The sequence below is a fragment of the Gordonia marina genome (assembly GCF_052036135.1).
Taxonomy (GTDB): Bacteria; Actinomycetota; Actinomycetes; order Mycobacteriales; family Mycobacteriaceae; genus Gordonia.
Window position 1 is genome coordinate 1 of record NZ_JBPSDN010000035.1, and the last position, 25,678, is coordinate 25,678.

The following is a 25,678-nucleotide window of genomic DNA, read 5'->3' on the forward strand; positions in this document are numbered from 1 at the left end:
TGACCCTGACCACCGACACAAACACCGACTCGACGACGGAGGTGACCACCGATGACCTGATGCAAATACCAGCCTGACCACCACCGAAGGATCAACAACGAGTTACACCACTACTTGGGGCTTGACCGATCGAACCGGGAATCACCATCGCGACGCCGGTTCCCGTGGACTGCGAGCAGTCGGCCATGCCCTGTTTGCTCGTGCCGCCCGATGCGCAGACCTCGGTGCGCCACTGCGCCGCGACGTCTTGGGCCGCCGAGTTGTTGACCAGCCCACCGACGACCTTTCCCAGCATCGTCGCCGGATTGAGCGAGGACGGGCTGGGCACCTCGATTCCCGCGACGCTCTTCGCGTTCGCCTGCGGAGCGGGGGCCGCGACCATTCCGGCGCCGAGAACGACCGACGCCGTCGCGGCGACGGCTCCGAGCCGCAGAGCACGAGCTCTCGGCGATACCGAAGAAACGGAAACCATGAACAGACCCCTCAGAATCTGGCAGTGCGACGTGTCACATATCGGACAACCGCGTCACTAGATCACAGAGCGAGGCGCCGGTGCAACTCGCCGGTAGCGCCGGCCCGACGGAACCGCTCGCCACGCGATCGACCGCCGGATGCACGACGCCCGGTGACCCACGAGGGGCCACCGGGCGTCGTACCGCTGAGGATCAGGCCAGAGCCTTGGCCTTGATGGCCGCGAACTCGTCCTCGGTGATGGTGCCGGCGTCGAGCAGCGCCTTGGCCGTCGCGATCTGATCGGCCGGGGTCGCGGTGCCCGCAGCGTCGCGGATGTACTCGCGGGCCTGCGCGTCGGCCGCGTGCTGCGCGGCCGCCGAGCGCTCAGCCATACCGGGGCCGCGCGCGATGATGTACACGAACGCCGTCAGATACGGGAAGACCACCAGGAAGAAGATCCAGACACACTTCCAGCCGGTGGCGAGCTTACGGTCACGGAACAGATCCGTCAGGACCATGAACAGGACGATCAGGTACGCGATGAACGCGAAGACCACGATCGTGTACCAGAGAACATTCCACCAGTTGCCCCAATCCATGTGGGACCTCCTCAATCTCTTACCGGGCCGCCTCACAGCGTGCGGCCGCAAGCAACCGCACCACAGTTCGGGCCGCTGGTCAACAGGGGACAAACGCCATGGTCACGGCGACAAACACGACACCGCGAAACTGTCGACGCCGACGATCACCCGGCCCGCCCGGCACATCCCCCGGCAGGGGTGATTTCCGCGACACGGGGGCCGCCGGCCGGAGCGACGTTCCCGCAGGTGCCCGGCCCCGTCGCCGTCCCCGGAAGCCGGATCGTCCGGGGCCCAAAGTCCCGGCGTGGGATTGGACGCGATCGAACGGGTTACGCTACCGTACTTTCGTCATTCCCCAAGGTAGGAGAGTCACCGATCATGGCAGCAGTCATTCTTTACGGTACCGAGACCGGCACCGGCGAGCTGGTCGCCGATGCGATCGCCGACGTTCTGGCCGCTGACTTCGATCCGTCGATCTACGACATGACCGACTACGCCGCCGAGGATCTGGACACCGACGACTTCCTGGTCGTGGTCTGCTCCACCTACGGCGAGGGCGAACTCCCCTCCGGTGCACTGCCGTTCGCCGATGAGCTCGACGACGTGAAGCCGGACCTGTCGGGCCTGCGCTTCGCCGTGTTCGGCATGGGCGACTCCGTGTACGACGACACCTTCAACCGCGGCGGCGAGATCATGGCCGAGATGCTGACCAAGCTCGGCGCCACCGAGGTCGGCGAGCACTACCGCCACGACGCCAGCTCCACCGAGAAGCCGACCGCGGCCGCCGAGGGCTGGGCCGAGCGCCTCAAGGACGTCATCGCCGAGGGCTGAGTCCCGGCGCGTCGTACCTACGACTCCGCGGCCGATTCGGCCGTCACACCCACGCCGCGACGACTCCGGTCGTCGTGCGATCCGGCATCGCCGCGGATCGCCGCGTGCTGAGCCAGTTTGACGACGGCCACCGCCGCCACCAGCAGAATAAGGATCAGCAGCGTCACGGTGCCGATCCCGACCTTGAGGTTCTCACCGAGCAGGATCACCCCGAGGGCCATCGAGACGGCCGGTTCCATCACGTTCATCGCCGGGAACGACGTCTGGATGTCGCCGGCGCCGAAGGCCCGCTGCTGCGCGACGACGGCCAGCGCGGCCACGACCACCAGCAGATACAGGTCGGGGTGCCGGAACACCTCCGTCGGCGACGCGATCACGTGCAGTGCCACCGATTTGATCAGCAGCGCCGCGACACCGAACAGGGCGCCCGCCGTGATGCCGTAGCACAGTGCACGGTGGTGAGCGTTGTGGCAGCGCTCGGCCAGGATCACCAGCGCGATCAGCACCATCACCAGCACCGTCACCGTGACGGCGAGCAGCGTCGGCGCCGCGCGACGGTCGGAAGGGTGCGGACGCGCGATGACCAGGAACAACACCACGGCCGCGACCAGGACACCGCCCCACACCCAGTCCATCCGTGACGGCTTCCGGTGATCGACGCGCGCCTCCAGCGGCAGCGCGAACAGCACCGCGAGCACCACGAGCGGCTGAACCAGCAGGATGGATCCGAGACCGAGCGCCCACGCCTGGAAACCGAAGCCGACGATCGCGACCACCGCACCCAGCCACCAGCCCTTGGTGATGGACCCGTTGCGCGCGGACGCACGCTGGCGCAGCACAGTGCCCGTCGCGATCATCGCCGCGGCGAGCACAGCGAGAAGCGCCGGAACCCAGGAATGCATGGTGCTTCCAGAATATCCGCCGAACGTCGCTTTCGTCGGCGCGACGCCCCACTACGCACCCCGTGCGGTGGGATACGGTCGAGGTGTGATCGTGCGCACACCCGAGCCCGGCGACCTCCCTCACCTGCGCCGCTGCGTCGCGCTCGCGCGGCACGCGGTGAAGGTCGGCGACGAACCGTTCGGGTCTCTCCTCGTGCTCGACGGCGACGTGCTCTTCGAGGACTTCAACCACGTCTCCGGCGGCGACAACACCCGCCATCCCGAGTTCGCGATCGCCCGGTGGGCCGCCGAGAACCTTTCGGCGGATCAGCGGCGCGCCGCCGTCGTCTACACCTCCGGCGAACACTGCCCGATGTGCGCGGCGGCGCACGGGTGGGTCGGACTCGGGCGGATCGTCTACGCCGCCGGCGCCATCCAGTTGTTGCAGTGGCGCCGCGAGTGGGGACTGGACGACGCCCCGGTGGCGCCGCTGCCGATCAGCGCCGTCGCGCCGGGTGTCGTCGTCGCCGGGCCGGCGCCGGAGCTGATCGACGAGATCCGCGCCCTGCACGCCCGGGCGGCGGGCGTCGAACTGGACTGACCGCGGACTGCCCACCCACCACATCGCCGGACGAAGGGTAAGTCGAACCGATGACGGCCGCTACGGAATCGTGCGGATCTCGTTGGTCCCGGCGGTGCCGGTGCCGACGCCGTTCTTGCTTCCGCCGAGCCCGCCCGCCGGATGCACTCCGTCGACGGTCTGGCCGGGATTGACCGTCAGCGACGCGTTTCCGCCCTTTCCACCCACGCCGGAGTTCGTCCCGCTGCCGCCGGCGCCACCGGTGGCGGTGGAGTCGGACACGCTCGAACCGGTGACGGTGATCGTCGCGCTGCCGCCCGTACCACCCTTGCCTCCGGCCGAACCTTCACCGGCCGCGCCGCCGTAGGCTCCGCTGTCGGTCACCGTCGCCCCGGTGTAGGCGTTGATCTGCGCTCCGCCGCCCGCCGCGGTGTCGGTGGCCCCGCCGACGATCGCCTCGCTTCCCTCGATGACGCCGCCGTACGCCTGGATATATGCGTGGTTGCCGTCTGCGACGACGCCCGCCGCGTCACCGCCCTTCGCGGTGCTGTCGACGACGCTGCCACCGGCGGGCTGGATCCGGATACGTCCCTCACCGCCCTTGCGGCCGGTCACGCCGGCAACGCCGTCACTCCCGTTCCCACCGGTCCCGGTTCCATTCGTGATCGAACCGCTCGTCGCGGTGGGCGCGGTCCAGACGCCGCCCCACCCGCCTTGGCCGCCGGTGGCCGCGTCGCCGACGCCACCGTCACCGCCGGTCGCGGTGCCGTCGGCGGTCGTGTTCGACCCACCCGCGTAGACCTGGCCGTTGTTGCCCCCACCACCGAGACCACCGTTCTTGCCGTCACCGCCATCGCCGCCGTAGCCGTGGCCGGTCGCCGTGCCTCCGGTGGTCAGGACCGGTGCCGCGATCGTCCCGTTGTTGGCGCCGACCAGCAGATGGCCCTCGCCGCCGCTTCCCCCGCGGCTGCCGTCGCCGATCCCGTTTCCGCCGGTGCCGCCGACGGCCGTGCCGGCGGCTTTGCCGCCGATACCGCCCAGGGCGCTGCCGGAGACATCCGTCCAGCCGACTTGAATGAGTCCCTGGCCGCCACGACCGCCGGTCGCCCGGTTGGTCGTCGCCCCGGCCACGACGCTGCCACCGTTCGCGGTTCCTCCGTCACCGCCGGTGGCACTGCCGGATGCCTCGCCTCCGTCGACGAACGCACGGATGCTGCCGGCACCACCGGCACCGCCCGCACCCCCGTTCCGGGCTTCGCCGCCGGCTCCGCCGACGGCGTCACCGTGGGCGTACGCGCCGTCGGGCTGGTAGGTGTTGTTTCCGGCGAAGACTCCTGCCGCACCGCCGGTACCGCCCTGGCTGACTGTGGAGACCGCGGTGGACGACACACCGTAGGCGTCGCCGCCCGCGCCGCCGGTCGCGGTGCCTTCGGCTCGGCTGTCGGTGCCGCGGGTGACGATCTCGGCCGCGCCGCCGAGCCCGCCCTTGCCGCCGTCGTAACCGTCACCGCCTGATCCGCCGATCGACTGCCCGCTCGCGGTGGTTCCCGCGCCGTTGGCGGTCACCGATCCGTTCTGGCCGTTGCCGCCGGTACCGCCGCGGACGCCGTCACCGCCGTCGCCCCCGACCGCACCGTCCCCAGTACCGGTCGCCGTACCGCCGTTGGACGTCAAGACCCATCCAACGGCGCCGGCGCCGCCGGTACCGCCGTCACGACCCGCGCCACCGGCTCCGCCCTGAGCGATGCCTCCGGTGTGGCCGCCGGACGCCGACTGCAGCGATCCGGTACCTCCGGCACCGCCGATGCTGGACGCACCGGAGCCGAGGCCACCGGTGCCACCGGTCGCCGTACCCTGCGTCGTACTGCCCGTTCCGGCCGAGATCAACGACGCCGATCCGCCCGCGCCTTCGGTACCGCCGTCAAGACTCTCTCCGGCGGAGCCTCCCTGTGCCGTACCCTGCGTGACGGTCCCGCCCGTGGTCGCCGAAAGGGTTGCCGCACCGCCGGCCTTCGTCCGGCCGCCGTCGCCACCGGTCGCGGTGCTCTGGGAGATCGTTCCGTTGTCGGCGGTCGCCGACGCGGCTCCACCGGCTCCACCGGCTCCGGCGTCGCCGCCCGTCACATGGGTGCCGGTGATCGACGCACCGTTGCCTGCCGTCAGCGTGCCCTTGCCGCCGACCGCGGAAGCGGACCCGCCACCGTCGCCACCTGTCGCGGAGCTGCCGGCGATGCTGCCGCTACCGCTGGCCGCCACCGTCGCTTCGCCGCCCGCACCGCCGTTGCCGGCGTTGCCGCCGGTCGCCGTCGTACCCGCTACGGAGCCACCGCCCGACGCCGAGACCGTCGCCGCGCCGCCGACCGCATTCGCCGAGCTGACGCCCGCGACCGCGGTGCTACCGGTGACCTTGCTGCCCCCGGTCGACGCGAACGGGGTGGAGACCTCGGCGTTGCCGCCGTTCGCGCCGGTGGTGCCGTGCCCGGCCGTCGCCGTCGCTCCCGTCACCTCGTCGTTCTTGCTGCGCGCGACGATCTGGCCGGTGCCACCGGTGCCACCGGCGACACCGCTGACTCCGTCGCCACCGTTGCCGCCCGTGGCCACGCCCTCGGACTTGCTGTCGACGCCGCCGGCCTGCGGGTTGTTGCTGGGCGTGGACACGAGCCCGCGGCCGCCGTTGCCGCCGGCCGCCGTCCCGTCACTGTCCCCGCCGTCTCCGCCGATCGCGGTACCGGAAGCGTCTCCGCCGGACACACCGGCCCAGATCTGACCGGTGTTGCCATTGCCGCCCGTCCCTCCGGCGTACGCGTCGCCGCCTCGTCCGCCTTTCACGTATCCGCTCGCGGATCCGTCGGTCACCGCACGTCCGGAGACGGTCGAGCCGACCAGGATCACGGCCGTGCCACCGACGCCGCCCTGGCTGTTGTCGCCGTACGCGTCGCCGCCGTCGCCCGCGACGGCGATCCCGTCCGCCGTTCCGCCGGTGTCCGCGTTGGCGCCGCTGTTGTTCAGGTAGCCGACCTGGATCGAACCGCCGCTGGAGTGGGCGTCGCCGCCCTTGGCGTTCTTGCCGTCGGCGTTGCCGCCGCTACCGCCGGTACCGCTGCCGCTCGCGGCCCCGTCCTTCGTGAAAGCGAACACTCCGCCGTTGGCTCCGGCGCCCCCCTGGCCGCCGCTCTTCGCGCCGCCACCGTTGCCGCCGAACCCGACACCGCTCGCCGACGAGCCCTCGCCTCCCGCCCACACGCGGCCGGCGGCGGCGTTTCCGCCGATGCTGCCCGCGCCTTCCGCGGACCCGCCGGTGCCGCCCTTCGTCACGGTGCCCGCGGCGGAACTCGCGGTACTGCCGACTCCGCTCGCCCACACCTCGGCATAGCCGCCGTTTCCGCCGTGACCACCGTCGGTTCCTTCGCCACCGGCACCGCCTTCGACCGCGCCGGCCGCGGAACTGCCGGCCGCAGTGGCATGAACGTCGCCTCGACCTCCGTCGCCGCCCCGGCTACCTGAACCGGAGCCGCCCGCGCCCGCGCCGCCCTCGGCGGAGCCCGTCGAGGTGGCACCGGCGCCACTCGCGTGCACCTTGCCCTCGGCTCCGGCACCGCCCTGGCCTCCGTCGATGCCGGCACCACCGGCGCCGCCGACCGCGCCGTCACCGATCGCGGTGGCCTTGCCACCGTTCTGGCCGAGGACATAGCCCTTGCCGCCCGCACCACCGGTCCCCGTGCCCGTCGCCGCGCCACCGGCACCACCGGTCGCCGTACCGCCTGCGGTGGTACCCGCGACCCCGCCGCCGGACGCGAAGATCTCGGCGTTGCCACCGGCAGCGCCGGTGCCGCCCGCACCTGCCGCCGAACCGTTGCCGCCGTGACCGCCGCCACCCGCGTTCGCGGTGCCGGAGGCGGAGCCGCCACCGTCGGCACCGACCAGTGCCTGGCCACCCGCGCCACCCGCGCCGCCGGTGTTGCTGCTCGCGCCGTCGTCGAAACCGCCGTCGCCACCGGCGCCGCCGATCGCGGTGCCACCGGTGACCGCGCTCCCGGCGGCGCCGGCGTAGTCGTAGACACCGACCCAGCCCTGCCCGCCGTCGCCGCCGTCGCCGCCCCGGCCCTGGCCGCCGGCTCCGCCGTGCGCGGTGCCGCCCGTCGTGACGCCGTTGAACCCGGTGACCTGGGCACTACCGCCGGTACCGCCCTGCGCCCCGGCCGCCGTCCCGGTGCCGCCCGCACCGCCGGTCGCGGCACCCGACGACGATGAACCTGCGCCCACGGCGAAGATCAATCCGTAACCGCCGTCGCCACCGGTGCCACCGTTCGACGCGCCGCCGCCGGCGCCGCCGGTCGCGGTGCCGCCGGCGTTGCTGTTCCCGTCTTGGGCCTGAATCCAGGCGTCACCGCCGTGGCCGCCGACGCTGCCCGCGCCGTCGCCTGTGCCACCGGCGCCGCCGGTGGCCGCACCGGAGGCGTTGTCGCCCGGATCAAGTGCCAGGATGGCGCCCTCTCCGGCGTTTCCGCCGGTGCCCGCGCCGATCGCATTGCCACCGGCACCGCCGGTCGCGGTCCCGGTCGCTTCACTGCCCGCGCCGTTCGCTTCGATCACACCGTTGCCGCCGGTTCCGCCGTGGCCGCCGGTCAGGGTCGACGACGCGTCGCCGCCCTGGCCGCCCGCGCCGCCGATCGCCGAACCACCGGCCGTGCCGCCGGACATGCCGATGACCGCGGCGCCGCCACCGCCGCCACCGCCACCACCACCGAGTCCGGCCGCGGTCGTGGTGCCCGCGCTACCGGCACCGCCCGCGCCGCCCTGTCCAGCGGTCACGGTGGCGCCGGCGGCCAGGTCGCCGTCGAGCACACTCGCCCCCGTGCCGCCCGCGCCACCCGCACCGCCGTCTCCGTACGATCCGCCGTCGGTTCCGGCACCGCCCATGCCACCGGTGCCACCGGTGCCACCCGCTTGCGGCTCGGCGCTGCCGCCCCGCACGGCCCATTCGTCACCGGCACCGCCGGCACCGCCCGCGCCACCGGCACCACCCGCGCCGCCGCCGACACCGCCGATACCCGCTCCGCCCACGCCGCCCTGGCCACCGACGCCGCCGTTGCCCGCGGTCGCACCGGCGCCTCCGCTGACACCGGTGCCACCGATTCCACCTGCTCCGCCGGCGCCACCCGCGCCGTTCGCACCGTGGCCGCCGTCGGCGTTCGAGCCGCCCGCGCCGGCGGCACCACCGGCACCGCCCGTGCCGCCCGCGGCGCCGTTGACGGTGGTGCCCCAGCCGGTCGCGCCCTGTCCGCCGGTCCCACCGGTGCCGCCGCTTCCGCCGTCACCGGCCTCCGCGTACGTCCCGTCGAGATTCGATCCACCGGTGCCGCCCGTGCCCCCGGCGCCGCCGGTACCGCCCGCGGCACCCGAGGTTCCGGCGCTCCAGCCGTCCGCGCCGGCGCCCCCCGCGCCACCGTTTCCGGCGCCCCCGCCGACGCCGCCGATTCCGTTACTCGCGTCGGTTCCTCCGGCAGCGCCCGCGTCGCCGCCGCCACCACCGTGACCGCCCGCACCACCGGTGCCGCCGTCGATGCCTTCGATGTTCGTCCACGAGCCGGAGGCGCCGTCACCACCGGAGCCGCCCGCGCCGCCGTCGCCCCCGGCACCGGACTGCGCGGCGCTGCCGTCGCCGTTCAGGCCGCCGGCGCCGCCCGTGCCACCGGCTCCACCGGTGCCGCCGTCACCGCCGGCCTCGCCGTACTCCCAGCCGTCCGCACCGGCTCCGCCCGCACCACCGTTTCCGGCGGCACCACCGGCGCCGCCCAGCCCGGCCTGGGCGCCGGCGCCGCCCGCGGCACCGGCGTTACCGCCCGCTCCGCCGTCGCCGCCGCGCTGCCCGTCACCGCCGGCCACACCGGCCGGATAGCCGGGAGCGCCGTCCTCACCGTCTTGTCCGATACCACCGTTTCCGCCGTTCCCGCCGTCGCCGTCGGCGCCCGACGCCGCGCGGCCGCCGCCCGTCTGCAGGCCGCCGGTGCCGCCGGCACCACCGGCACCGCCGTCGCCACCGGCACCGCCGCTCTGGCCCCAGTCCCAGCCGTTCGCACCGTCCGCGCCGCTGCCACCGGCACCGCCCGCGCCACCGGATCCGGCCGAACCCGCCGTCCCGGTATGCCCGCCGCCGGAGCCCGCGTTACCACCCGCACCACCGGCGCCGCCGTCCTGGCCGTCGCCACCGTCGAGACCCGGCCCGGTCGCGGCGGTACCGTCCGCACCGACCTGCCCCGCACCGCCGTTCCCACCGTTGCCGCCGTGGCCGTCGGTCCCGGCGACCTGGTCGAGCCCCGCGCCCGCGCTGCCGCCCGCGCCGCCGTTCCCACCGTCGCCGCCGCGCCCGCCGGCCTGGCCGTAGTCCCAGCCGTCGGCGCCGTCCGCGCCGTTGCCACCGTTGCCGCCGTCGCCACCGGCTCCGGCCGTCCCGACCTGCGTGCTGTGGCCGCCGCCGAGTCCGGCGTTGCCGCCGTTGCCCCCGTTTCCGCCGCTCGTTCCGGAGCCGCCGTCCGCGCCGGGTTCCGACGCGACGGCACCGTCGGATCCGGTCCGGCCCGCACCGCCATCACCGCCGTCGCCACCCAGACCGTCGGCGCCGTTCGATCCGCCGAGTCCGGCACCGGCCCGGCCACCGGCACCGCCGCTGCCCGCGTTGCCGCCGTCACCGCCGTCCGCATGTCCGACGCCCCCGTCGGCACCGGCACCGCCGTTGCCGCCGCTGCCGCCCGCACCGCCGGATCCGGCGGTACCGATCTGGGTGCTGTGGCCGCCGCCGAGTCCGGCGTTACCGCCGTTGCCCCCGTTGCCGCCGTTCGTGCCATCGCCGCCGTCACCGCCGGGCACGCTGCCGTCGGCGCCGTCGACGCCGCCCTGGCCCGCACCACCGTCGCCACCATCGCCGCCCAGCCCGTCGGCGCCCCGCGTACCGCCCGAACCGATACCGGCGAGCCCACCGGCACCGCCATTGCCCGCGTTGCCGCCGTTGCCGCCGTTCGGCGCACCGAGGGTTCCGTCCGCACCGGTTCCGCCGTTGCCGCCGTCTCCGCCGGCGCCACCGGACCCAGAGCTGCCGTCCACCCCGTCATGGCCACCGCCGCGGCCGGCGTTGCCACCGGCGCCACCGTTGCCGCCAGAGGTGCCGTTGCCACCGTTCGGCGCACCCACGACGCCATCGGCGCCGTCGGCGCCGTGAACCCCCGCGCCACCGGTTCCGCCGTCGCCGCCGCGGCCGTCGGCGCCCGCGACGCCGCACGTCCCGGAGCCCGCCGCACCGCCGGTACCACCCGTTCCGCCGCTGCCGGCGTCGCCGCCGGCGCCGTTGTTCACGCCCACGACACCCGCCGCACCGTTCGCACCGTCGCCGCCACGACCGGCGGCGCCACCGGATCCAGCCGCGCCGCCCGTACCGGCCGCGCCGCCCGGGGCCGTCGTACCGGCACCACCCGCATCGCCGCCCCGGCCGCCGTCGCCACCCTGCTGTCCGTCGGCGCCCGGCGTCGTACCATTCGCGCCGTCCGCACCCCGGCCGCCGGCACCGCCGTCACCACCGCTACCCGCGGCACCGCCGAGGTCGCTGAGGGTACCGTCGGCGTTCCGGCCGCCCGCGCCCGCGGCGCCGCCTGCGCCACCCGCGCCGCCCGCGAGCCCGTCGGCGCCGGGGGTCGTGCCGTCGGCACCGGCCAGGCCGTCGCCTCCGTGTCCGCCGTCGCCACCCTGGCCCGCGCTGCCGCCGAAACCGGCGCTGCCGTTCGGGCCGAACAGGCTTCCGGTCCCCGCACGACCCGCGACACCGGAGTCGCCGCCGTGGCCGCCCGCGCCGCCGACGCCACCGGCACCGCCCGGGATGGTCGCGTCGGCGCCGTCGCTGCCGTCACCGCCGTGGCCGCCCTGTCCGCCGGATCCCCCGTTGCCGCCGGTACCGAAGAGGAATCCGCCGCTGCCCCCGGCGCCGCCGTGGCCGCCCGCGCCACCGCCAGTTCCGGCGCTGCCATCGCCCACCAGGACCGGGACACCGTCGGCACCGTCCAGACCGGCACCACCCGCCCCACCGTTGCCACCGGCGCCGATCAGGCTGCCGATACCGAACCATCCGCCCGCGTCGCCGCCGTCACCGCCGTTCCCTCCGACGCCGCCAGCGCCACCGGCGCCACCGATGCCGAACAGCACGCCGATCGCGGCGCCACCGTCGCCGCCGGTGCCGGTGACTGCCGAGCCGCCCTGACCACCGACGCCCGCGAGCCAACCGCCCTGACCGCCGTCGGCGCCGGCCCCGCCCGCGCCACCGTCACCGAACATGCCGGCCATACCGCCGTCGTGCCCGGCCGCGCCGGTGCCGCCGTCACCGAACAGGAAGCCGCCGTCGCCGGCGTCACCGAACAGTTCTGGCAGCAGGCCGCCGATCAGGGAGGTGTTGCCACCGGTGTAACCGTCCTTTCCGTTGCCGATCAGATCGCGCCCGACGAGCAGCTGGAACGGATAGTTGATCACGGTGTTGATCGGCGCGGCGTAGACGATCCAGGCCTGACCGAGGTCGTGAATCGGGTCGTAGACGAACTGCTGGACCAGGTACGGCAGCAGCAGCGTGGTGCCGTCCGCCGTCTGCGTCGGCGCCAAGAGCGTGCGCGTCAGAACCTGAGTCTGGTCGTCGGCGACGAACGCGGTCACGATCGCCGGAGCGGCAGCGGGGGCCGCGGTCTGGGCTCCGTCGCCGCCGAGCATCGAGGCCGTCGCGACCGCCGGTGTCGCGGCGGTCCGGAGGTCTTCGGGCTGACCGAACAGCTTGCCCCCGGCACGACGCCGCGGATCCAGGACGGCGAGCATCACCGCCGACTGGTTGAACAGCACCAGGCTCTCACCGCTCGGCCCGCGGACCAGCGATTGGAGGAGGCCGGTGATTCCCGCCGGCTCGGGCGCCGAGAGCGAGACCGCGAGCGGCTGAACCGAATCGCCCTGGTCGGGCGCGGTGTTATCGAGGGACATCGCGCGGATCTTCTCGTTGGAGATGATCGCCCCCAGGTCCCGCGACCGGTCGAAACGCTCCTGGCTGTGCCTGCCCGGAGTCGTCAGGTCGCGGGTCGCCCCGCTCGACCGGTCGGCCGGGGACGAGAATCCCGGGAGCTTCGCGTCCGATGGGCCACGCTCCGTCGTGGGTGCCGTGTTCGTCGTCGGCGCGGGGTCCGTGTGCTCGGTCTTCGGCTCCGTCGAACTCGACGCGCCGGTATCGGGCGCGGAGCCGGCGGACGGCGTCTGATCCGCGTTCCCGTCGGCCGTCTCCGAGCCGGCGGTACCGGAGCCTGTCGTGTCCGAGCCGGTCGTGTCCGAGTCAGTCGGCCCGGTGTCCGCGGCCCCCGACGGTTCCGGCTCCTGTTGCTCGGTTCCCGAGGGTTCTGCGTCTTGGGTGACTCCGGTGTCGTCCGGTGTCGCGGCCGCGATCGCGACCGGGCCCGCCGCGAACATCGCGGCGGCGATGCCCGACGAGGCGACGACGCGGCGGGTCAGCCCGATCTTGCGAATGGACGATTTGGACATGGAGCCTCCCGGGCCGAGCCAGATATGTCGCTCTCGACTGTTTCAGAACCGTGACGAGACCGTAAGGTTTCAGCCGTCACTCGTTCGGATCAATCTGGCGCCAAGCAGGGACTTTAGACCCGAGGGCCGGCCCGGTCCGGAACGACGACGTCGGGCCGCCGCTGGTGCGACGGCCCCGACCCCGGTGTCGGCGCGCTACTCGGACGTTGCGGTCTGCGCCGACTCGGTCTTGTTCTCGTCCTGGCTGCCCGAATCGCTCGACGTGCCGAGCGATCCGGACTGGTCTCCGGCGGAATCCTCCGGCCCCCGGGTACCGGCCTGGCCGTCCTGACCGCCTTGGCCGTCCCGATCACCCTGGCCGTCCTGATCACCCTGGCCGTTCAGCGAGCCCCGGTCGTCCAGGACACCCGACGTGAGGGCGGTCGGACGCTGCTCCTGATCACCGGCGCCCGACGGCGGCGTCGTGCCGCCCAGGCCGGGCAGGCTGTCCGTGACCGTGTTCGGGAGATCCTTCAGTCCGCTCTTGGCGTCGTCGACCAGCCCCGACGCGGCATCCTCGATCACCGGCTGGACCAGCTTGTTGATCTCCTTCAGGTCGTCGTCGAGAGTGACGGTCTTCAGGTAGCTCTTGATGGTGGTGATCGGGTCGAACGGGTTGTCCAGCGAGAGAGTGCCGAGGCCGAACGCGTTGTCGATCTGGACCAGGCTCACCTTCGGGAGCAGGCCCTTGCCGGAGTCGTTCACGATCTTGGTGATCTCCGGCGCGCCGATGAGGTTGGGGCGGGTCGTGCCGTTCACCTCGACGGCCGGGAACAGCACGATCTTCTGGCCCATCCACTCGATGGTGATCGGCTCACGCAGACCGTAGTCGCTGGTCAGCCAGGCGGCGGTGACCGTCTCGGTGACGTTCTCCATCACCGTCTTGCCGGTGGAGTCCTTCTTCTCCTCGAACTTGAGCGATCCGTCCGCGTTCTTGTCTTGGACCATGACCGGCTTCCCGTTCTCGTCGACCTTGCCGGAACCGTCGTCGTTCTTGACCTGCACCATCACCGGGATCATGACCGGACGCTGCTTGACCTGCATCTTCGGCAGGGCGCCGGGCGCGTCCTTCGCCACCGGCCGGCCGTCCGCGTCGACCCAGAGCAGATTGCCGTCGGCGTCGGCCGCCTGCTCCATGACGTTCTCGGTGCGGACGTCCTGGGTGAATCTGACGAAGTCCTTGGCGAACTTCAACCGCTGATCCTCCGAGGTGAGCGCGGGAAGAAGGCTGTCCATGAACGCGGTGCTCTCGGAACCGCCGAGCAGCCCGAACTGCTTCAGGAGCGCGTCGTTGCCGAAGACCAGCGAACTGACATCGGTCAGTCCGTACTGCGTCTGCCTGCTCTCGCCCGCCTTCGCGGCGCGCAGATCCTGGTAGTAGTCGAATGTGCCCAGGTAGTTGCTGCACGTTCCGAGCCCCTCGGCGGTCGCCGTGGTGTTGACGCCGTAGCAGCTGACCTCCTTGAGAGCAGGGATCGACTTCTGCAACTTCTCGATCTCGTCGAGCTCACCCAGCTGGTCACCCGCGAGGCCGCTGACCAGGTCGTTGCTCTTCAGCTTGGTGAAGTCCAGTTCCTGGCCGAAGTAGGTCAGTTTGATCTGGTCGGTGTCCATGTTGAGCGCGGTCGCGAAACCGAGCTGGGACGTCGCGGTCGACGTCCGGCCGTGATCCGCTCCCGCGAGGGCGACGCCGGGGAGACCGAAGAGGGTGTTCGCCACGGCGGTCGCGTGGCCGCCGCGCATGGCGAGGGCGACCTTCATACCGTCGCCCTTGACGGTCGCGGTACCGCTGGGCGCCCCCTGTCCGAGCGCGGCCGGATCGAACTTGCCGTTGGTCAGGTATTCGGCGACCTTGATGGCGTTCTTGCGGGCCGGCGCATTGAGATCCTCGTTCTTCTTCACCTTGGTATTCAGGAGACACGAGCCGAGAAACGGATTGCTCCGCGATCCGTTCGGCGACACGCAGGTGTCCTTGGTCGCCAGCTCCGGCTCGGCGGTAGCCGCTTTCAAGACCGCGTCATAACTCTTGAAGGTGCCGAGGTAGAAGGGCACCTCCACGATGCTCGACCCGCCGAGCGCCAGACCGCTGACCATCTCGATCATGTTCTTGCCGCCGACGATCGCCGTGTCGTCCGGAACCTTGTAGTTCTCCAGCAGCGGCGCGATCTCCACGCTGTCCGGCAGCACCACAGCGACACCGGTCCCGCCCGTCGACTGGCTGCAATCGGCGACCGCCACCGGCGGGTGCTCGGCGTCGGGGACCGGCGTCGAGCCGTCGGGATTCTGGCAGACCTCGATGAAGTCCTTGATCATGTCGTTGTCGAGCAGGGCGGTGATCCCGCCGAGATCGCCCAGCGCGTCGAGCGGGCTCTCGGCGCGCGCGGCGCCGACGCCGCCGAGGAGGCCGAGCCCCAGCGCGGTGGTCGCACCCAGCGTCAGCGCGGTACGTGTCGCCCGCCCGGTCCGTCGTCGATCCTTGTACGCCCGGCGTCGTGCGGCGCGATTCATGTACCTCTGGGCCATCTGAAATCCCCTCCGAATAGTGCGACCTTCACACAGAAGATCCCCGGCGGGAGTGGCGCGGGTTACCGGAGAAGCGATAAATCCCTCAAACAGACGAAATTCGCGAGCCGAGCGGCCGCCATTATCGTCCTGTGGTAGATGAGCCCATCGGCGGAATCCCCCGGAAACCGCGACTACCAGCAAAAATAGTTAAATCCTCACACCGAGGCGGCAGTTCAGAATGTCACCGGCATCGGCGTCACTGAATACGTGGCCGCGACTTTCAACGTATACGGACTCGCAAAACACTAATGCACTGAATACATCTTCGTATTCGAATCGGAATGACCGGGCCACCGGAGGGCCGGGGCGCGCCCGGGGTCGATCGGCCCGCCATCGACTCCCCGCACGCACCCTGCGCTCCCGACGTGCCTCCACCGGATTGTCGTACGCACGCTCTACCTTTGGAACATGGAGTACCGGACACAGTTGGAAAGCCTCATGACGCTCACCGCGGAGCAGATCGCCCAGGCCTGCGCCGGCCAGCGGATCAACGCGCTCGTGACCCTCTGCTACGACGAGTACCTCGAACTCCGCGAACTCGCCGAGGAAGCCCGCGGCACCGAGCGCTTCGACTTCTACATGCAGGAGGCATCCGCCTGGCGTGACACCGCGCGAGTGCTGCGGGAGATCGCCGCCGGCCCGGAGGCCGTCACCGGACAGACCCGCTCGGCATGACCGACGCTCCGCGCACCCTCGTGCTGATGCGGCACGGCAAATCCGGCTACCCCGCCGGCGTCTGGGATCACGACCGACCGCTCGCCGATCGCGGACGGCGCGAGGGCGCCCTCGCCGGCGAATGGATGGCGGCCGACGGCCTCGAGATCGACGCCGTCATCTGCTCGACGGCCGAGCGCACCCGCCAGACTCTCGAGCGCACGGGGATCGACGCACCCGTTGTCTACACCGAAGACATCTACGAGAACACCCCGGACAACATCCTCGAGGCGATCCGCACCTACGCCCCCGAGGATGCCGGCACCCTGCTCGTCGTCGGCCACTTCCCCGGACTTCCCGGTACCGCTCTCACCCTCGACGACGCCGCCGAGATCGAACGTTTCCCCACTTCGGCGTACGCGGTGCTCACCATCGGCGTGCCGTGGTCCCGGCTCGGGCTCGACGTCGACCCCGCCGCCCGGATGACCGCCCTCCGCGTTCCGCGGAACGCGGACTGACCCGGGGGACCCCGGAAGGCCGATCCACTCGTATCGCCACGGTCTCACCACCCGGGCTTCTTCCGCTCTGCCATGCCGCGAGCCCCGCGATAGTCCGCCGCCTAACGGCTATTCACAGGACCGCTGCCGTCTTCGCCGTCCCCGCTCACGGCACCGTGACGGCGCGACCAGCCGCTGGACCACACCCCGAACAACAGTGTCGAGCGTGCCGCCGCGGACAGCGACGCCACGGGCGACCGATTCACCGCCACCATCGCGCCCGGCGAGGTTCGACTTCGTCCGACCATCATGGTGACCCCGACCGGCACGGGGGCTCGATCGGCATGGCTCGAGCCCGCGGGCCCGGCCAGATGACGACGTGGCGGCCGCCCCGGAGGGACGGCCGCCACGTCGCCGGGAAGCAGATCAGCTCACTCGCCCAGGCCGGCTCCGACCAGATCGCCGGAAGAGTCCGACTCGGTGGACGGCTCCGTCTGAGCCGGAGTCTCCGGCTCCGGTGCCGGATCTGCGGTCCCGGCATCGCCGGCCGGCGGAGTGACCGCGGACGTGTCGTCGCCGGTCGATCCGCTCGGCGTGGTATCGATCTGCGGGCTCTCCGGTTCGGTGACGGTGACAGCGGGCTCGGTCTCGCCGGCATCGGGTTCGGCGGCGGCGAGCCCGGGCTCGGTAGCACCGGCCTTCGAACCGCCGCTACCGTCGTCATCGCCGACGGGCAGGGAGAGACGTGCCGCCGCGGGCGGCGGAGTGTCCGTCTGCTCGTCGTCCGGGCAGACGACGGCCGCACTCGTCTCGGTCGCGTCCGCCGGGACGCAGGTCGGCTCGACCGGAGCCGGGTTCTTCTTGAGGCCGAGCTTCACCGGGTCCAGGCCGAGCTGTTCCAGCAGTCCCCACGAGAGACGCTCGGAGCCGGGGAAGAGCATGGGTCCGAGCAGTTTGTCGAGCATCTTCAGGTCGTCGTCGAGCGTGATCGAGGACTTGAAGTCGCCGATCGTGTGGAAGGGGTCCCACGGCCGGTCGAAGGTCCAGGTGCCGAGACCGAGCGGGTTGTCCCAGTGCACCAGGTTGATCTTCGGCAGCAGGCCGACGTTCGCGTCGTCGATGATCCGGGTGATCTGCGGGGCCCCGATCAGGTTCGGACGGGTGGTTCCGTCGTTCAGGTCGACGCTCGGGAAGAGCACGATCTGATGGCCCAGCCACTCGATCACCAGCGGCTCGCGCAGGCCGTAGTCGCTGGTCAGCCAGTACGCGGTGGTCGTGCTCTTGACCACCGGGTCCCAGATCAACCGGCCCTGATCGTCGCGGGCCTGCTCCGTCTTCTGGACCATGACCGGGACCTTCTTCACCGCCCCCTCCGGCGCCTCCTCGCCGTCGGCGACGGTGATCTTGTTGCCGTCGGCATCGAGCCACACCACATCGCTCGCCGCGTCCGCGGCGGTGGGATCACGGTAGACCGGCTTGTTGTCGGCGTCGACCTGCTGGATCATCACCGGCTTCTTGTAGTACCGGACCTTATGCTGATAGACGATCTGCCCGTTGTCGTCGCGCTTGGCGACCTGCTCGGTGGCGTCGACCATCTTCGGCGCGACATCGGTGATGCCTTCACCGGACGGCTTGTCCCACGACGCGACCTCGCTGCCGTCGACGATCCACACCGGCTTGCCGCCGTTGGTGGCCTGGGTCTTGGCGTTGACCATCGTCGGGACGGTCTTGTCCGCGTCGTCCCACAGCAGGTTGCCGTCGGCGTCCTTGGCCTGCTCCTGCTTGATCCGGGTCAGCCACACCGGCTCGTCGGAGGTGTACGTCTCCCACGCGTCCTGCGTGACACCGACCATCCGCGCGGCCGTCTTGTTCTTCATCCTCGGTGTGACGACGTCCTCCATCACCGGATTCATCGTGTCGGTGTCGACGGTGCCGACGACCTCGCCATCGGCGTCGCGCCAGGTACCGTCGGCCGCCTTGGTGAACTCGTGGCCCGACGCATCCGTGAACAGGAGCGCGCCGTCCTTCTTGGACTGCTGCTGCTTGACGACGTCCTTGGTCTTCGGGACCGCCCCGGCCGGAATGTTGCCGTCCTCGTCGGCGATCACATCGTGGCCGTCGAGCACGTACAGGAGCCGGCCGGCGTCGTCCTTCTGCTGCACCTTGACGATGACCTTGTCCCAGAGCAGGTTTCCGCTCGAGTCGGTGGCCTGCTCCTTGTCGAAGGTGGTCTCGATGTTCTTGGTGTAGCGGATGAAGTCCTTGGTGAGCTTGACCCGCGTGTTCTCGTCGAGCACCCCGGCGAGGATCTTCGCGACGGCCGGGTTGCTCAGCAGGCTCCCCAGATCGAGACCGTCGCCGCCGCCGGAGAGCATCGGGAGGAAGCTCTTCAGCAGCGCGTCGTTGCCGAAGACCAGCGACGACAGGTCCATGATGGCCTGTGACTCCTGACGATTCATGGAGCCGTTCGCCAGATCGGTCGCGTTGGCCGGACGCAGATCCTGATAGGTGTCGAAGGTGCCCAGGAAGTTGGAGCAGCTGCCGAACGACTCGGCCGTCGCCTTCGCGTTCACCCCGAAGCAGAAGACCTCCTTGAGTGCCGGGATGTTGCCGTTGATGCTGTCGATCATGTCGAGCATCGGCGCCATGTCACCGGCACCGGCGTCCTGCGCCATCTGTGACTCCAGCAACGGCTTCAGGTTGCTGAAGTCGACCTTCTGCCCGAACCAGGTGAACGTGATGTCGTTCAGATCCATGTCGGCGGCGATCGCGATGCCGTACTTGGCGTACGCCTGCGCGAGTCGGCCGTGGTCCGCGCCCGCAAGCGCGACGGAGAGGTTGTTCCCGGTCTCCGCGACGGCCTTGCCGCCGCGCATCGAGAGTGCGACGTTGATCCCGTCGCCCTTGATGATCGATTCGCCCTTGGCCTTCGGGATCGGCGGGATGTCGATCGGGACCGAGGAGTTCCGCGGATAGGTGACGCCGTCCGCCGCCAGGTACTCGAGGACCGAACGCGCCATGTTGCGGCGCTTGTTGTTGATGTCCTGGCCCTTGGAGACCTTGTCGCCACCGACCAGTGTGCAGCCGAGGAGGCTGCTCGCGTCACCGAGATACTTGCCGTACTCGTTGATGCAGACGTCCTTGGTGCGGACATCGGGCGCGATGTTCGCGTCCGCGATCACCTGGTCGTAGGTCGAGTAGGCGTTGAACATGCGGGGGTCGATCGAGATGCCGTACTGGCTGATCGCCTGGTCTCGGACACTGACGAGGCCGAGAACCTTCGGGGCGTCGAACAGCAGGCCGCCGATGATGTTGAACAGGTTCTGGTTGCCCATCTTGAAGTTGACCAGACCGAGGATGCTCTGGTCCGGGCCGAGGTCCATGTAGTAGTTCTGGGCCAGCGAACCCACCTCGAAACGCTCCGGCAGGACGAGCGCCAGGCCGGTGCCCGTCGAGTCCGTGCACGTGGCGATCGCATCCGGGGGGAGCTGCCCCTGCGCGGTGTTGCTGGGATCCCACTGGGTGCCCTGGCTGTCGCCCGGGTTGTTCGCCAGCGAACCGGTGCGGCACATCTCGACGAACTGGGTGAGCATCTCGTTGTCGAGAAGACTGCCGATGTCGAGGCTGCCGAGATCCACTCCGCTCGACGCCGGCGGGATGTCGTCGGCGGTGGCGACGCCGGCCCCGACGCCGCCGGCCATGCCCACGCCGATCACCGCGGCGGCGCTCAGCGCGGCCACGCTCCGGCGCCAGGTGCGGATCTGCTTCTTTCCTTCTCTGGCTTCTCGTTGTGCTGAGCGCCGCCGAGCGGCGCGATTAGGTGTCGTGCTCATGGTCTTTCAGTCCTTCTGAATCCGATGTCTGGCGAATACTCGTGTCGAAGAAGCCGGCCGTGCGCTACGGCTTGGCCGCACCCGCGCCGCCGGCGCCACCGGTCGAGCCGGTCGCCGGGCTTCCCACCGCACCCGGGGTACCGGCCGAGTTGCCGCCGCCGGTGCCACCGACGCCGCCCGCACCCACAGCGCCGGTGCCGCCACCGGAGCCCTTGGTTCCGCTGGCGCCGGCGGCACCTCCGTTGCCGCCCTTGCCGCCGTTGCTGCCCGGCTGCGCTGCCGCGGTGCTCGTACCGCCGTCGCCGCCACGACCGCCGCTGCCGCCGTTGCCGCCGACGCCGTTCAGGCCGGTCGCGCCGCCCGCGTCGCCGCCGGCACCGCCCGCACCACCGTTGCCGCCGGCCGCGCCGGTCCTGCCTGCGCCGGTGGCGCTGCTGACCGCGCCCGTCGCGCCGCCGTTGCTGCCGTTACCACCGTTTCCGCCGTTGCCGCCGTCGCCGTCCGTGCCACCGTCGCCGCCGACACCCTTCGCGCCGCCGTTGCCGCCCTTGCCACCCGTGCCGCCGGTACCACCCGCGGTACCCGCGTTGTTGGCCGAGCCCGCACCGCCGGCGTTGCCCGTGGTGCCGTTGGCCCCGTTGCCGCCCTTGCCACCGCTGCCGTTGGTGCCGAGCACGGAGCCGCTGCCGCCGTTGCCGCTGGCACCTCCGTTACCGCCGGCACCGCCGTTGCGGCCGGCCGTGCCGTTCACACCGTTTCCGTCCGAGCCGTTGGCACCGTCGCCGCCTGTACCGCCGTTGCCGCCTCTGCCGGCGATGTCACCGTCGACGCCCCGGGTACCGCCGTTGCCACCGCTGCCACCGGCACCACCGGCTCCACCGTTGTTGCCGTTGGCGTTGGTCACCGCGGCGCCCGCCGCGCCCTTGCCGCCGTTCGCGCCGTTGCCGCCGTCGCCGTTGACGCCCGCCGCCGAGCGCGGGCCGTTGGTGTTCTGGCCGCCGGTACCGGCGACACCGCCGTCGCCGCCCTTGCCACCGGCCTGGCCGTTGCCGCTGCTGACACCCCAGACGCCGTCGGCACCGTCGACACCGTCACCGCCGTTGCCCGCGTTGCCGCCGACACCGGCGATACCGTCGACGCCCGCGGCTCCGGCACCGAAGACGATGCCGCCGAGACCGGCCTTGCCGGCCACACCGGCGTCGCCGCCGTTACCGCCGTCACCGCCCTTGCCGCCGGCCTGCCCGGCGCTCGCGCCGTCCGCACCATCGGTGCCATGGCCGCCGTCACCGCCGTCACCGCCGTTCCCCGCACGACCACCGGCCGCCAGCAGGAAGCCGCCGTTGCCACCGTTACCGCCGTTACCGCCCTGCGTGCCTTCGCGTCCGCTGTTGCCGTTCGCACCGGGCGTCGTCACCTCGGCACCGTCCCGGCCGCGAACGCCGTGACCGCCGTCGCCGCCGTCGCCGCCGGCGCCGATCAGAGCGCCGACTCCGAACAGGCCCTCGGCATTGCCACCGTCGCCGCCGTCGCCGGAGCCGAAGCCGGCGGCCCCGTGCCCGCCGATTCCGAAGAACACTCCCGCGGCGTTGCCGCCGTTGCCGCCGGCGGAGACGCCGAACGCCGCACCACCGGCGCCACCGATACCGGCGAACACGCCACCGGTGCCGCCGGTGCCCCCACCGATGCCGCCGGTGCCGCCGTTGCCGAACAGGCCGGCGTTACCGCCGACGCCGCCGCCGTCCGCACCCGTGCCGCCGTCACCGAACAGCAGGCCACCGTCGTGCGCGGTCCCGAACACGTCGGGCAGGAGACTGCCGAGCAGCGAGGTGTTGGGGCCGGCGTCACCGTCGGCGCCGTTGCCGATCAGATCGCGGCCGAAGAGGTACTGGAACGGGTAGTTGATCACCTGATTGACCGGCGCCAGGTACTGGATCCACATCTGCCCGACGCCGTGGATCGGGTCGTACACGAACTGCTGGATGATGCCCGGCAGGCCGGCGGCCGGCGGGTAGACCAAGGTCGCGACCGCCGGTGCCACATCGCTCTCGAACGACGCGGTCTTCGCGAACAGCTCGGTACCGTCCCGGCGACGCGGGTCGAGGACCGCCAGCAGCGCCGCCGACTGATTGAACAGAACCAGGCTCTCGGCGCCCGAACCGCCGACCAGTGCCTGGACGAAGCCCGGGATACCGGCCGGCTCAGCGATCGACAGCCCGCCGGGCTCGGTGAAGTCCACGCCCGACGACGCCGCGTCCGCGTCGGCGTCGAAGTTCAGCTCGGTCAGCGCCACCTCGGGGTGCGAGAGCTCACCGGCGAGGTCCGACAGGTCGTCGACGATTCCCCCCGGAGTGTCGGACTCGTCGCCGCCGAGTTCGCTGGACGACGCGTCATGTGCCGGCGGGGTCGACGGCGCCGGGTCGATCTCGAGGAGGCCGGTATCGTCGCCCGGCGTCGCCGGCGCGGTGGCGTCCGGGAGGTCGACGTCCGGCGTGGACGAGTCCGGCGTCTCGGTGGCGGGCGCCTCGGTCGTGGGCACGTCGGTGGCGGGCGCCTCGGTCGTGGGCACGTCGGTGGTGGGCGTCTCGGTGGTGGACGTCTCGTCCCCGCCCGCGGCCGTCGTGTCGGCAGGCGGGGACGACGGGGCCTCGCTCGGGGTCGTCGTCTCGACGGATGACGTCGGCTCGTCTCCGAGGGCCGAGTCGGCGAGCGCGACGGCCGCCGGCGCGGCGACGAAGAGCGCGGCGGCGATCCCCGACGACGCGACGACGCGCCGGGTCAGGCCGAGTTGGCGAAGGGATGATTTCGACATAGAGGCTTCTCCACAGGAACCGGTTGAATCCACCAATAGATTCAAATCGGACTTCACTGTGACAGACCACTGTGTCAGATGTCACCGTTTTCGTGACACTAGTTAAGGTGACACCAAGAATTTGCTTTGCGTGACCGGAAAATGACCTGAAGCCGAAGTGTGAGCGAAGCGGCCACCCGAGGTCGAGGCCACGCTCCAACCGCGAAGGAGCGGGCTCAGGCCAGTTCCAGACGGACGGCGACGAGCCGGATCGGTCTGATCGCCACCGCCTCGTCCGAGGACGGTTCGAGGAGCGCGTCCACCGAAGCATCGACCAGCGACGCGATGGCGTCGTACGAGGTCCCCGGCGTAGGCAGCTTCCGGAGCGTGGTGCGGGTGAAGAACGTGGCGGTGCGGAGGGTCACGCCCACCCGGACCACGGTGCGGCCCTCGCCGAGCACCTGATCCAGGACCTCCCGCGCGAGCGCGCGAGCCGCGTCGTGCACCTGCCGGCTGGTGGTGAGGTCTTCGGGATAGGTGCACGACCGCGAGTGCGACCGCGCGGGCGGCGGCTCGACGGTGATCGAGTCGTCACCCCCGCCCCGCGAGAGGACGTACAGCCAGTTGCCCTTGTGGGGACCGAACCACTCGACGAGGCTCTCCAATGGCACGGCGGCCAGCTCATCGACGGTCGTGACGCCCTGGGCGGCAAGAGCTTTCGCAGTTCGCGAGCCGACGCTCCACAGCGCGTCGACCGGGCGGTCCCCCATCAGCCGATGCCAGTTCCCGTCGTCGATCAGAAAGCACCGGGCGTCGTCGTCCCCGCCCTCCCGGACCGCCCGCTTGGCGAAGCCGGCGGCGATCTTGGCGCGCTGTTTGTTGTCCGAGATACCGACGCAGCACAGCAGGCCGGTCGCCTCGCGCACCGTCGCGCGGAGCCGGTCCGCCAGCTCGAGCGCGGCCGGCACCGGTGGTCGTTCCCCGTCCCGCGGGCCGAATCCGACGTAGCCCTCGTCCGCACCCCAGACCTCCACCGGGAGACCGAGGCCCCGGACCGCGTCCCACACCTGCACGGAGGCGTCGCCGTACAGCTCCATGTCGAGTGGCAGGTACGACGCATCCGGCGCCTTGCGCAGGGCGACCCGCAGCGGCATGCCGGCACGCACCCCGAGTGCCCGCGCCTCGTACGACGCGCACGTCACCACTTGCCGCGCCCGGGTGGGGTCGCCGTCGCCGCCGACCACCACCTGCCGGTCCCGGAGGTCGGGCCGGCGGCGGCGTTCCACCGCCACCTGGAACTGATCCAGATCGAGGTGGAGCAACCAGTGGAAGCGCTCGGGGGCCACGTGGTCAAGAGTAGGAGACCCAGACATGCGGCGGCCGTTTTGACCGATCCGCGGTACCGCCCAGTAGGGTCGGAGGCGTTATGACTCGCAGCGCAACGGTACGACTGTCCACCCTGATCCTCGCGGCGGCGCTCGCGCTGATCGCGCTCGTCGTCACCCCGGCGACCGGCGAGGCGGCCGCGCGGGTGGTCGGCGGCCGCGAGCTGTCGCCGCGCGTCACGCTCCTGTCGGTGTACTCCCCCGCGATGAACCGGGTGATCCGCAGTCACGTGCTGCACCCGCCGGGCAAGCCCGCCGGCCTGCCGAGCTTCTACCTGCTCCCCGGCGCGGGCGGCGCGGAGGACGGCATCAGCTGGTACAACAACGGCGGCGTCAAGCGGTTCTTCGCCGGTAAGCGCGTCAACGTGGTGCTGCCGATCGGCGGCCGCTTCTCGATGATGACCAACTGGCAGCAGGCCGACCCGATGCTCGGCGTCAACAAGTGGCAGACCTTCTACACCCGGGAGCTGCCCGACGCCGTCGACAAGCACTTCCGCACCTCCGGCGCGAACGCGCTCGGCGGCGTCTCGATGTCCGCCGGCCCCGCCCTCGACCTGGCGATCCAGGCCCCGAACCGTTTCCGCGCCGTCGCCGCCTACAGCGGCTGCCCCGGCACCACCGATCCCCTCGGGCGGCTCGCAGCCACGGCGATCCCGATGCGCGGCGGCGCCAACCCGTTCAACATGTGGGGCGCCTACGACAACCCCGCCTGGATCGCCCACGACCCGGTGATCAACGCCGGCCGGCTCCGCGGCAAGACCATCTTCCTGTCGGCCGGGTCGGGCCTGCCCGGACCGATCGACGGCGGCCCCGTCGAGACCATCGGCGGCCTCTTCGGCGGTAACGTGCTGGAGGCCATCGCCCTGCAGTGCACCACGAACATGGCGAACCGCCTCAGCGCACTCGGCATCCCCTATCGCTTCAGCCACCGCCCCGACGGCACCCACAGCTGGGGCCTGTTCTCCGCGGACATGCGCCTGTCGTGGCCGATGATCGCGCGGGCCATCGGGGCGTAACAGCGTTTCGCCGACGTAGCAGC

General features: G+C 71.7%; 13 protein-coding genes. 5 read left to right on the top strand and 8 right to left on the bottom strand.

All coding sequences use genetic code 11. The features are described 5' to 3' along the window. Window positions 1–91: 91 nt before the first annotated feature. Window positions 92–382: a hypothetical protein gene (locus ACSEEN_RS17585; protein ID WP_440713883.1), complete on the bottom strand. Its 291-nt coding sequence runs from the start codon at window positions 380–382 to the stop codon at window positions 92–94. A gap of 283 nt (window positions 383–665) precedes the next feature. Then, window positions 666–1,052, bottom strand: a complete 387-nt coding sequence (locus ACSEEN_RS17590) for an SHOCT domain-containing protein (RefSeq protein ID WP_247865045.1) — start codon at window positions 1,050–1,052, stop codon at window positions 666–668. A gap of 360 nt (window positions 1,053–1,412) precedes the next feature. Here ACSEEN_RS17590 and ACSEEN_RS17595 point away from each other — a divergent pair, with 360 nt between their 5' ends. Then, window positions 1,413–1,865, top strand: coding sequence for a flavodoxin domain-containing protein (locus ACSEEN_RS17595; protein WP_247865046.1), 453 nt, complete (start codon window positions 1,413–1,415; stop codon window positions 1,863–1,865). 17 nt (window positions 1,866–1,882) lie between these two features. On the opposite strand, the gene ACSEEN_RS17600 is transcribed toward ACSEEN_RS17595, so the two are convergent. After that, window positions 1,883–2,767 carry a DMT family transporter gene (locus ACSEEN_RS17600; protein WP_247865047.1) on the bottom strand — a complete coding sequence of 295 codons (885 nt, stop codon included), beginning with the start codon at window positions 2,765–2,767 and terminating at the stop codon, window positions 1,883–1,885. Window positions 2,768–2,852: 85 nt separating this feature from the next. Between ACSEEN_RS17600 and ACSEEN_RS17605 the strand changes: the two genes are divergently transcribed. Then, entirely contained in the window at window positions 2,853–3,347 is a 495-nt protein-coding gene (locus ACSEEN_RS17605) for a nucleoside deaminase (RefSeq protein WP_298445184.1), read from the top strand. A 60-nt stretch (window positions 3,348–3,407) separates the two neighbouring features. Here ACSEEN_RS17605 and ACSEEN_RS17610 read toward each other — a convergent pair whose 3' ends face one another. Together ACSEEN_RS17610 and ACSEEN_RS17615 are read right to left on the bottom strand one after the other, a co-directional pair. Beyond that, on the bottom strand, window positions 3,408–12,878 hold the full coding sequence (locus ACSEEN_RS17610; RefSeq protein ID WP_440713884.1) for a beta strand repeat-containing protein: 9,471 nt from the start codon (window positions 12,876–12,878) through the stop codon (window positions 3,408–3,410). 195 nt (window positions 12,879–13,073) lie between these two features. Beyond that, the gene (locus tag ACSEEN_RS17615) at window positions 13,074–15,440 is read right to left on the bottom strand and encodes a hypothetical protein (protein WP_440713885.1); all 2,367 of its coding nucleotides are present in this window, start codon (window positions 15,438–15,440) and stop codon (window positions 13,074–13,076) included. Window positions 15,441–15,890: 450 nt separating this feature from the next. Here ACSEEN_RS17615 and ACSEEN_RS17620 point away from each other — a divergent pair, with 450 nt between their 5' ends. Together ACSEEN_RS17620 and ACSEEN_RS17625 are read left to right on the top strand one after the other, a co-directional pair. Beyond that, a complete protein-coding gene (locus tag ACSEEN_RS17620) occupies window positions 15,891–16,157 on the top strand; it encodes a hypothetical protein (protein ID WP_371307148.1) in 267 nt (88 codons plus the stop codon). Next, window positions 16,154–16,654 (top strand): SixA phosphatase family protein, encoded by a 501-nt coding sequence (locus tag ACSEEN_RS17625; RefSeq protein WP_247865053.1) that lies wholly within the window; start codon window positions 16,154–16,156, stop codon window positions 16,652–16,654. Before ACSEEN_RS17620 ends, ACSEEN_RS17625 begins: the two co-directional genes overlap by 4 nt. A gap of 410 nt (window positions 16,655–17,064) precedes the next feature. Here ACSEEN_RS17625 and ACSEEN_RS17630 read toward each other — a convergent pair whose 3' ends face one another. The 3 genes from ACSEEN_RS17630 to ACSEEN_RS17640 all read right to left on the bottom strand — a co-directional run bounded on the left by ACSEEN_RS17630 (window position 17,065) and on the right by ACSEEN_RS17640 (window position 24,600). Next, a complete protein-coding gene (locus ACSEEN_RS17630; protein ID WP_440713886.1) occupies window positions 17,065–20,466 on the bottom strand; it encodes a hypothetical protein in 3,402 nt (1,133 codons plus the stop codon). Between the two features lie 64 nt (window positions 20,467–20,530). Next, window positions 20,531–23,275 carry a hypothetical protein gene (locus ACSEEN_RS17635; protein WP_440713887.1) on the bottom strand — a complete coding sequence of 915 codons (2,745 nt, stop codon included), beginning with the start codon at window positions 23,273–23,275 and terminating at the stop codon, window positions 20,531–20,533. Between the two features lie 215 nt (window positions 23,276–23,490). Beyond that, window positions 23,491–24,600 (bottom strand): DNA polymerase IV, encoded by a 1,110-nt coding sequence (locus ACSEEN_RS17640; RefSeq protein WP_440713888.1) that lies wholly within the window; start codon window positions 24,598–24,600, stop codon window positions 23,491–23,493. Window positions 24,601–24,680: 80 nt separating this feature from the next. Here ACSEEN_RS17640 and ACSEEN_RS17645 point away from each other — a divergent pair, with 80 nt between their 5' ends. Then, entirely contained in the window at window positions 24,681–25,655 is a 975-nt protein-coding gene (locus tag ACSEEN_RS17645; RefSeq protein ID WP_440713889.1) for an alpha/beta hydrolase, read from the top strand. The last annotated feature ends 23 nt before the right edge of the window (window positions 25,656–25,678 follow it).

Coding starts and splice junctions, on each gene's coding strand:
- ACSEEN_RS17620 (WP_371307148.1), top strand. CDS start 15,891: ATGGAGTACCGGACACAGTTGGAAAGCCTCATGACGCTCACCGCGGAG.
- ACSEEN_RS17595 (WP_247865046.1), top strand. CDS start 1,413: ATGGCAGCAGTCATTCTTTACGGTACCGAGACCGGCACCGGCGAGCTG.
- ACSEEN_RS17615 (WP_440713885.1), bottom strand. CDS start 15,440: ATGGCCCAGAGGTACATGAATCGCGCCGCACGACGCCGGGCGTACAAG.
- ACSEEN_RS17625 (WP_247865053.1), top strand. CDS start 16,154: ATGACCGACGCTCCGCGCACCCTCGTGCTGATGCGGCACGGCAAATCC.
- ACSEEN_RS17590 (WP_247865045.1), bottom strand. CDS start 1,052: ATGGATTGGGGCAACTGGTGGAATGTTCTCTGGTACACGATCGTGGTC.
- ACSEEN_RS17600 (WP_247865047.1), bottom strand. CDS start 2,767: ATGCATTCCTGGGTTCCGGCGCTTCTCGCTGTGCTCGCCGCGGCGATG.
- ACSEEN_RS17635 (WP_440713887.1), bottom strand. CDS start 23,275: ATGTCGAAATCATCCCTTCGCCAACTCGGCCTGACCCGGCGCGTCGTC.
- ACSEEN_RS17585 (WP_440713883.1), bottom strand. CDS start 382: ATGGTCGCGGCCCCCGCTCCGCAGGCGAACGCGAAGAGCGTCGCGGGA.
- ACSEEN_RS17630 (WP_440713886.1), bottom strand. CDS start 20,466: ATGAGCACGACACCTAATCGCGCCGCTCGGCGGCGCTCAGCACAACGA.
- ACSEEN_RS17645 (WP_440713889.1), top strand. CDS start 24,681: ATGACTCGCAGCGCAACGGTACGACTGTCCACCCTGATCCTCGCGGCG.
- ACSEEN_RS17610 (WP_440713884.1), bottom strand. CDS start 12,878: ATGTCCAAATCGTCCATTCGCAAGATCGGGCTGACCCGCCGCGTCGTC.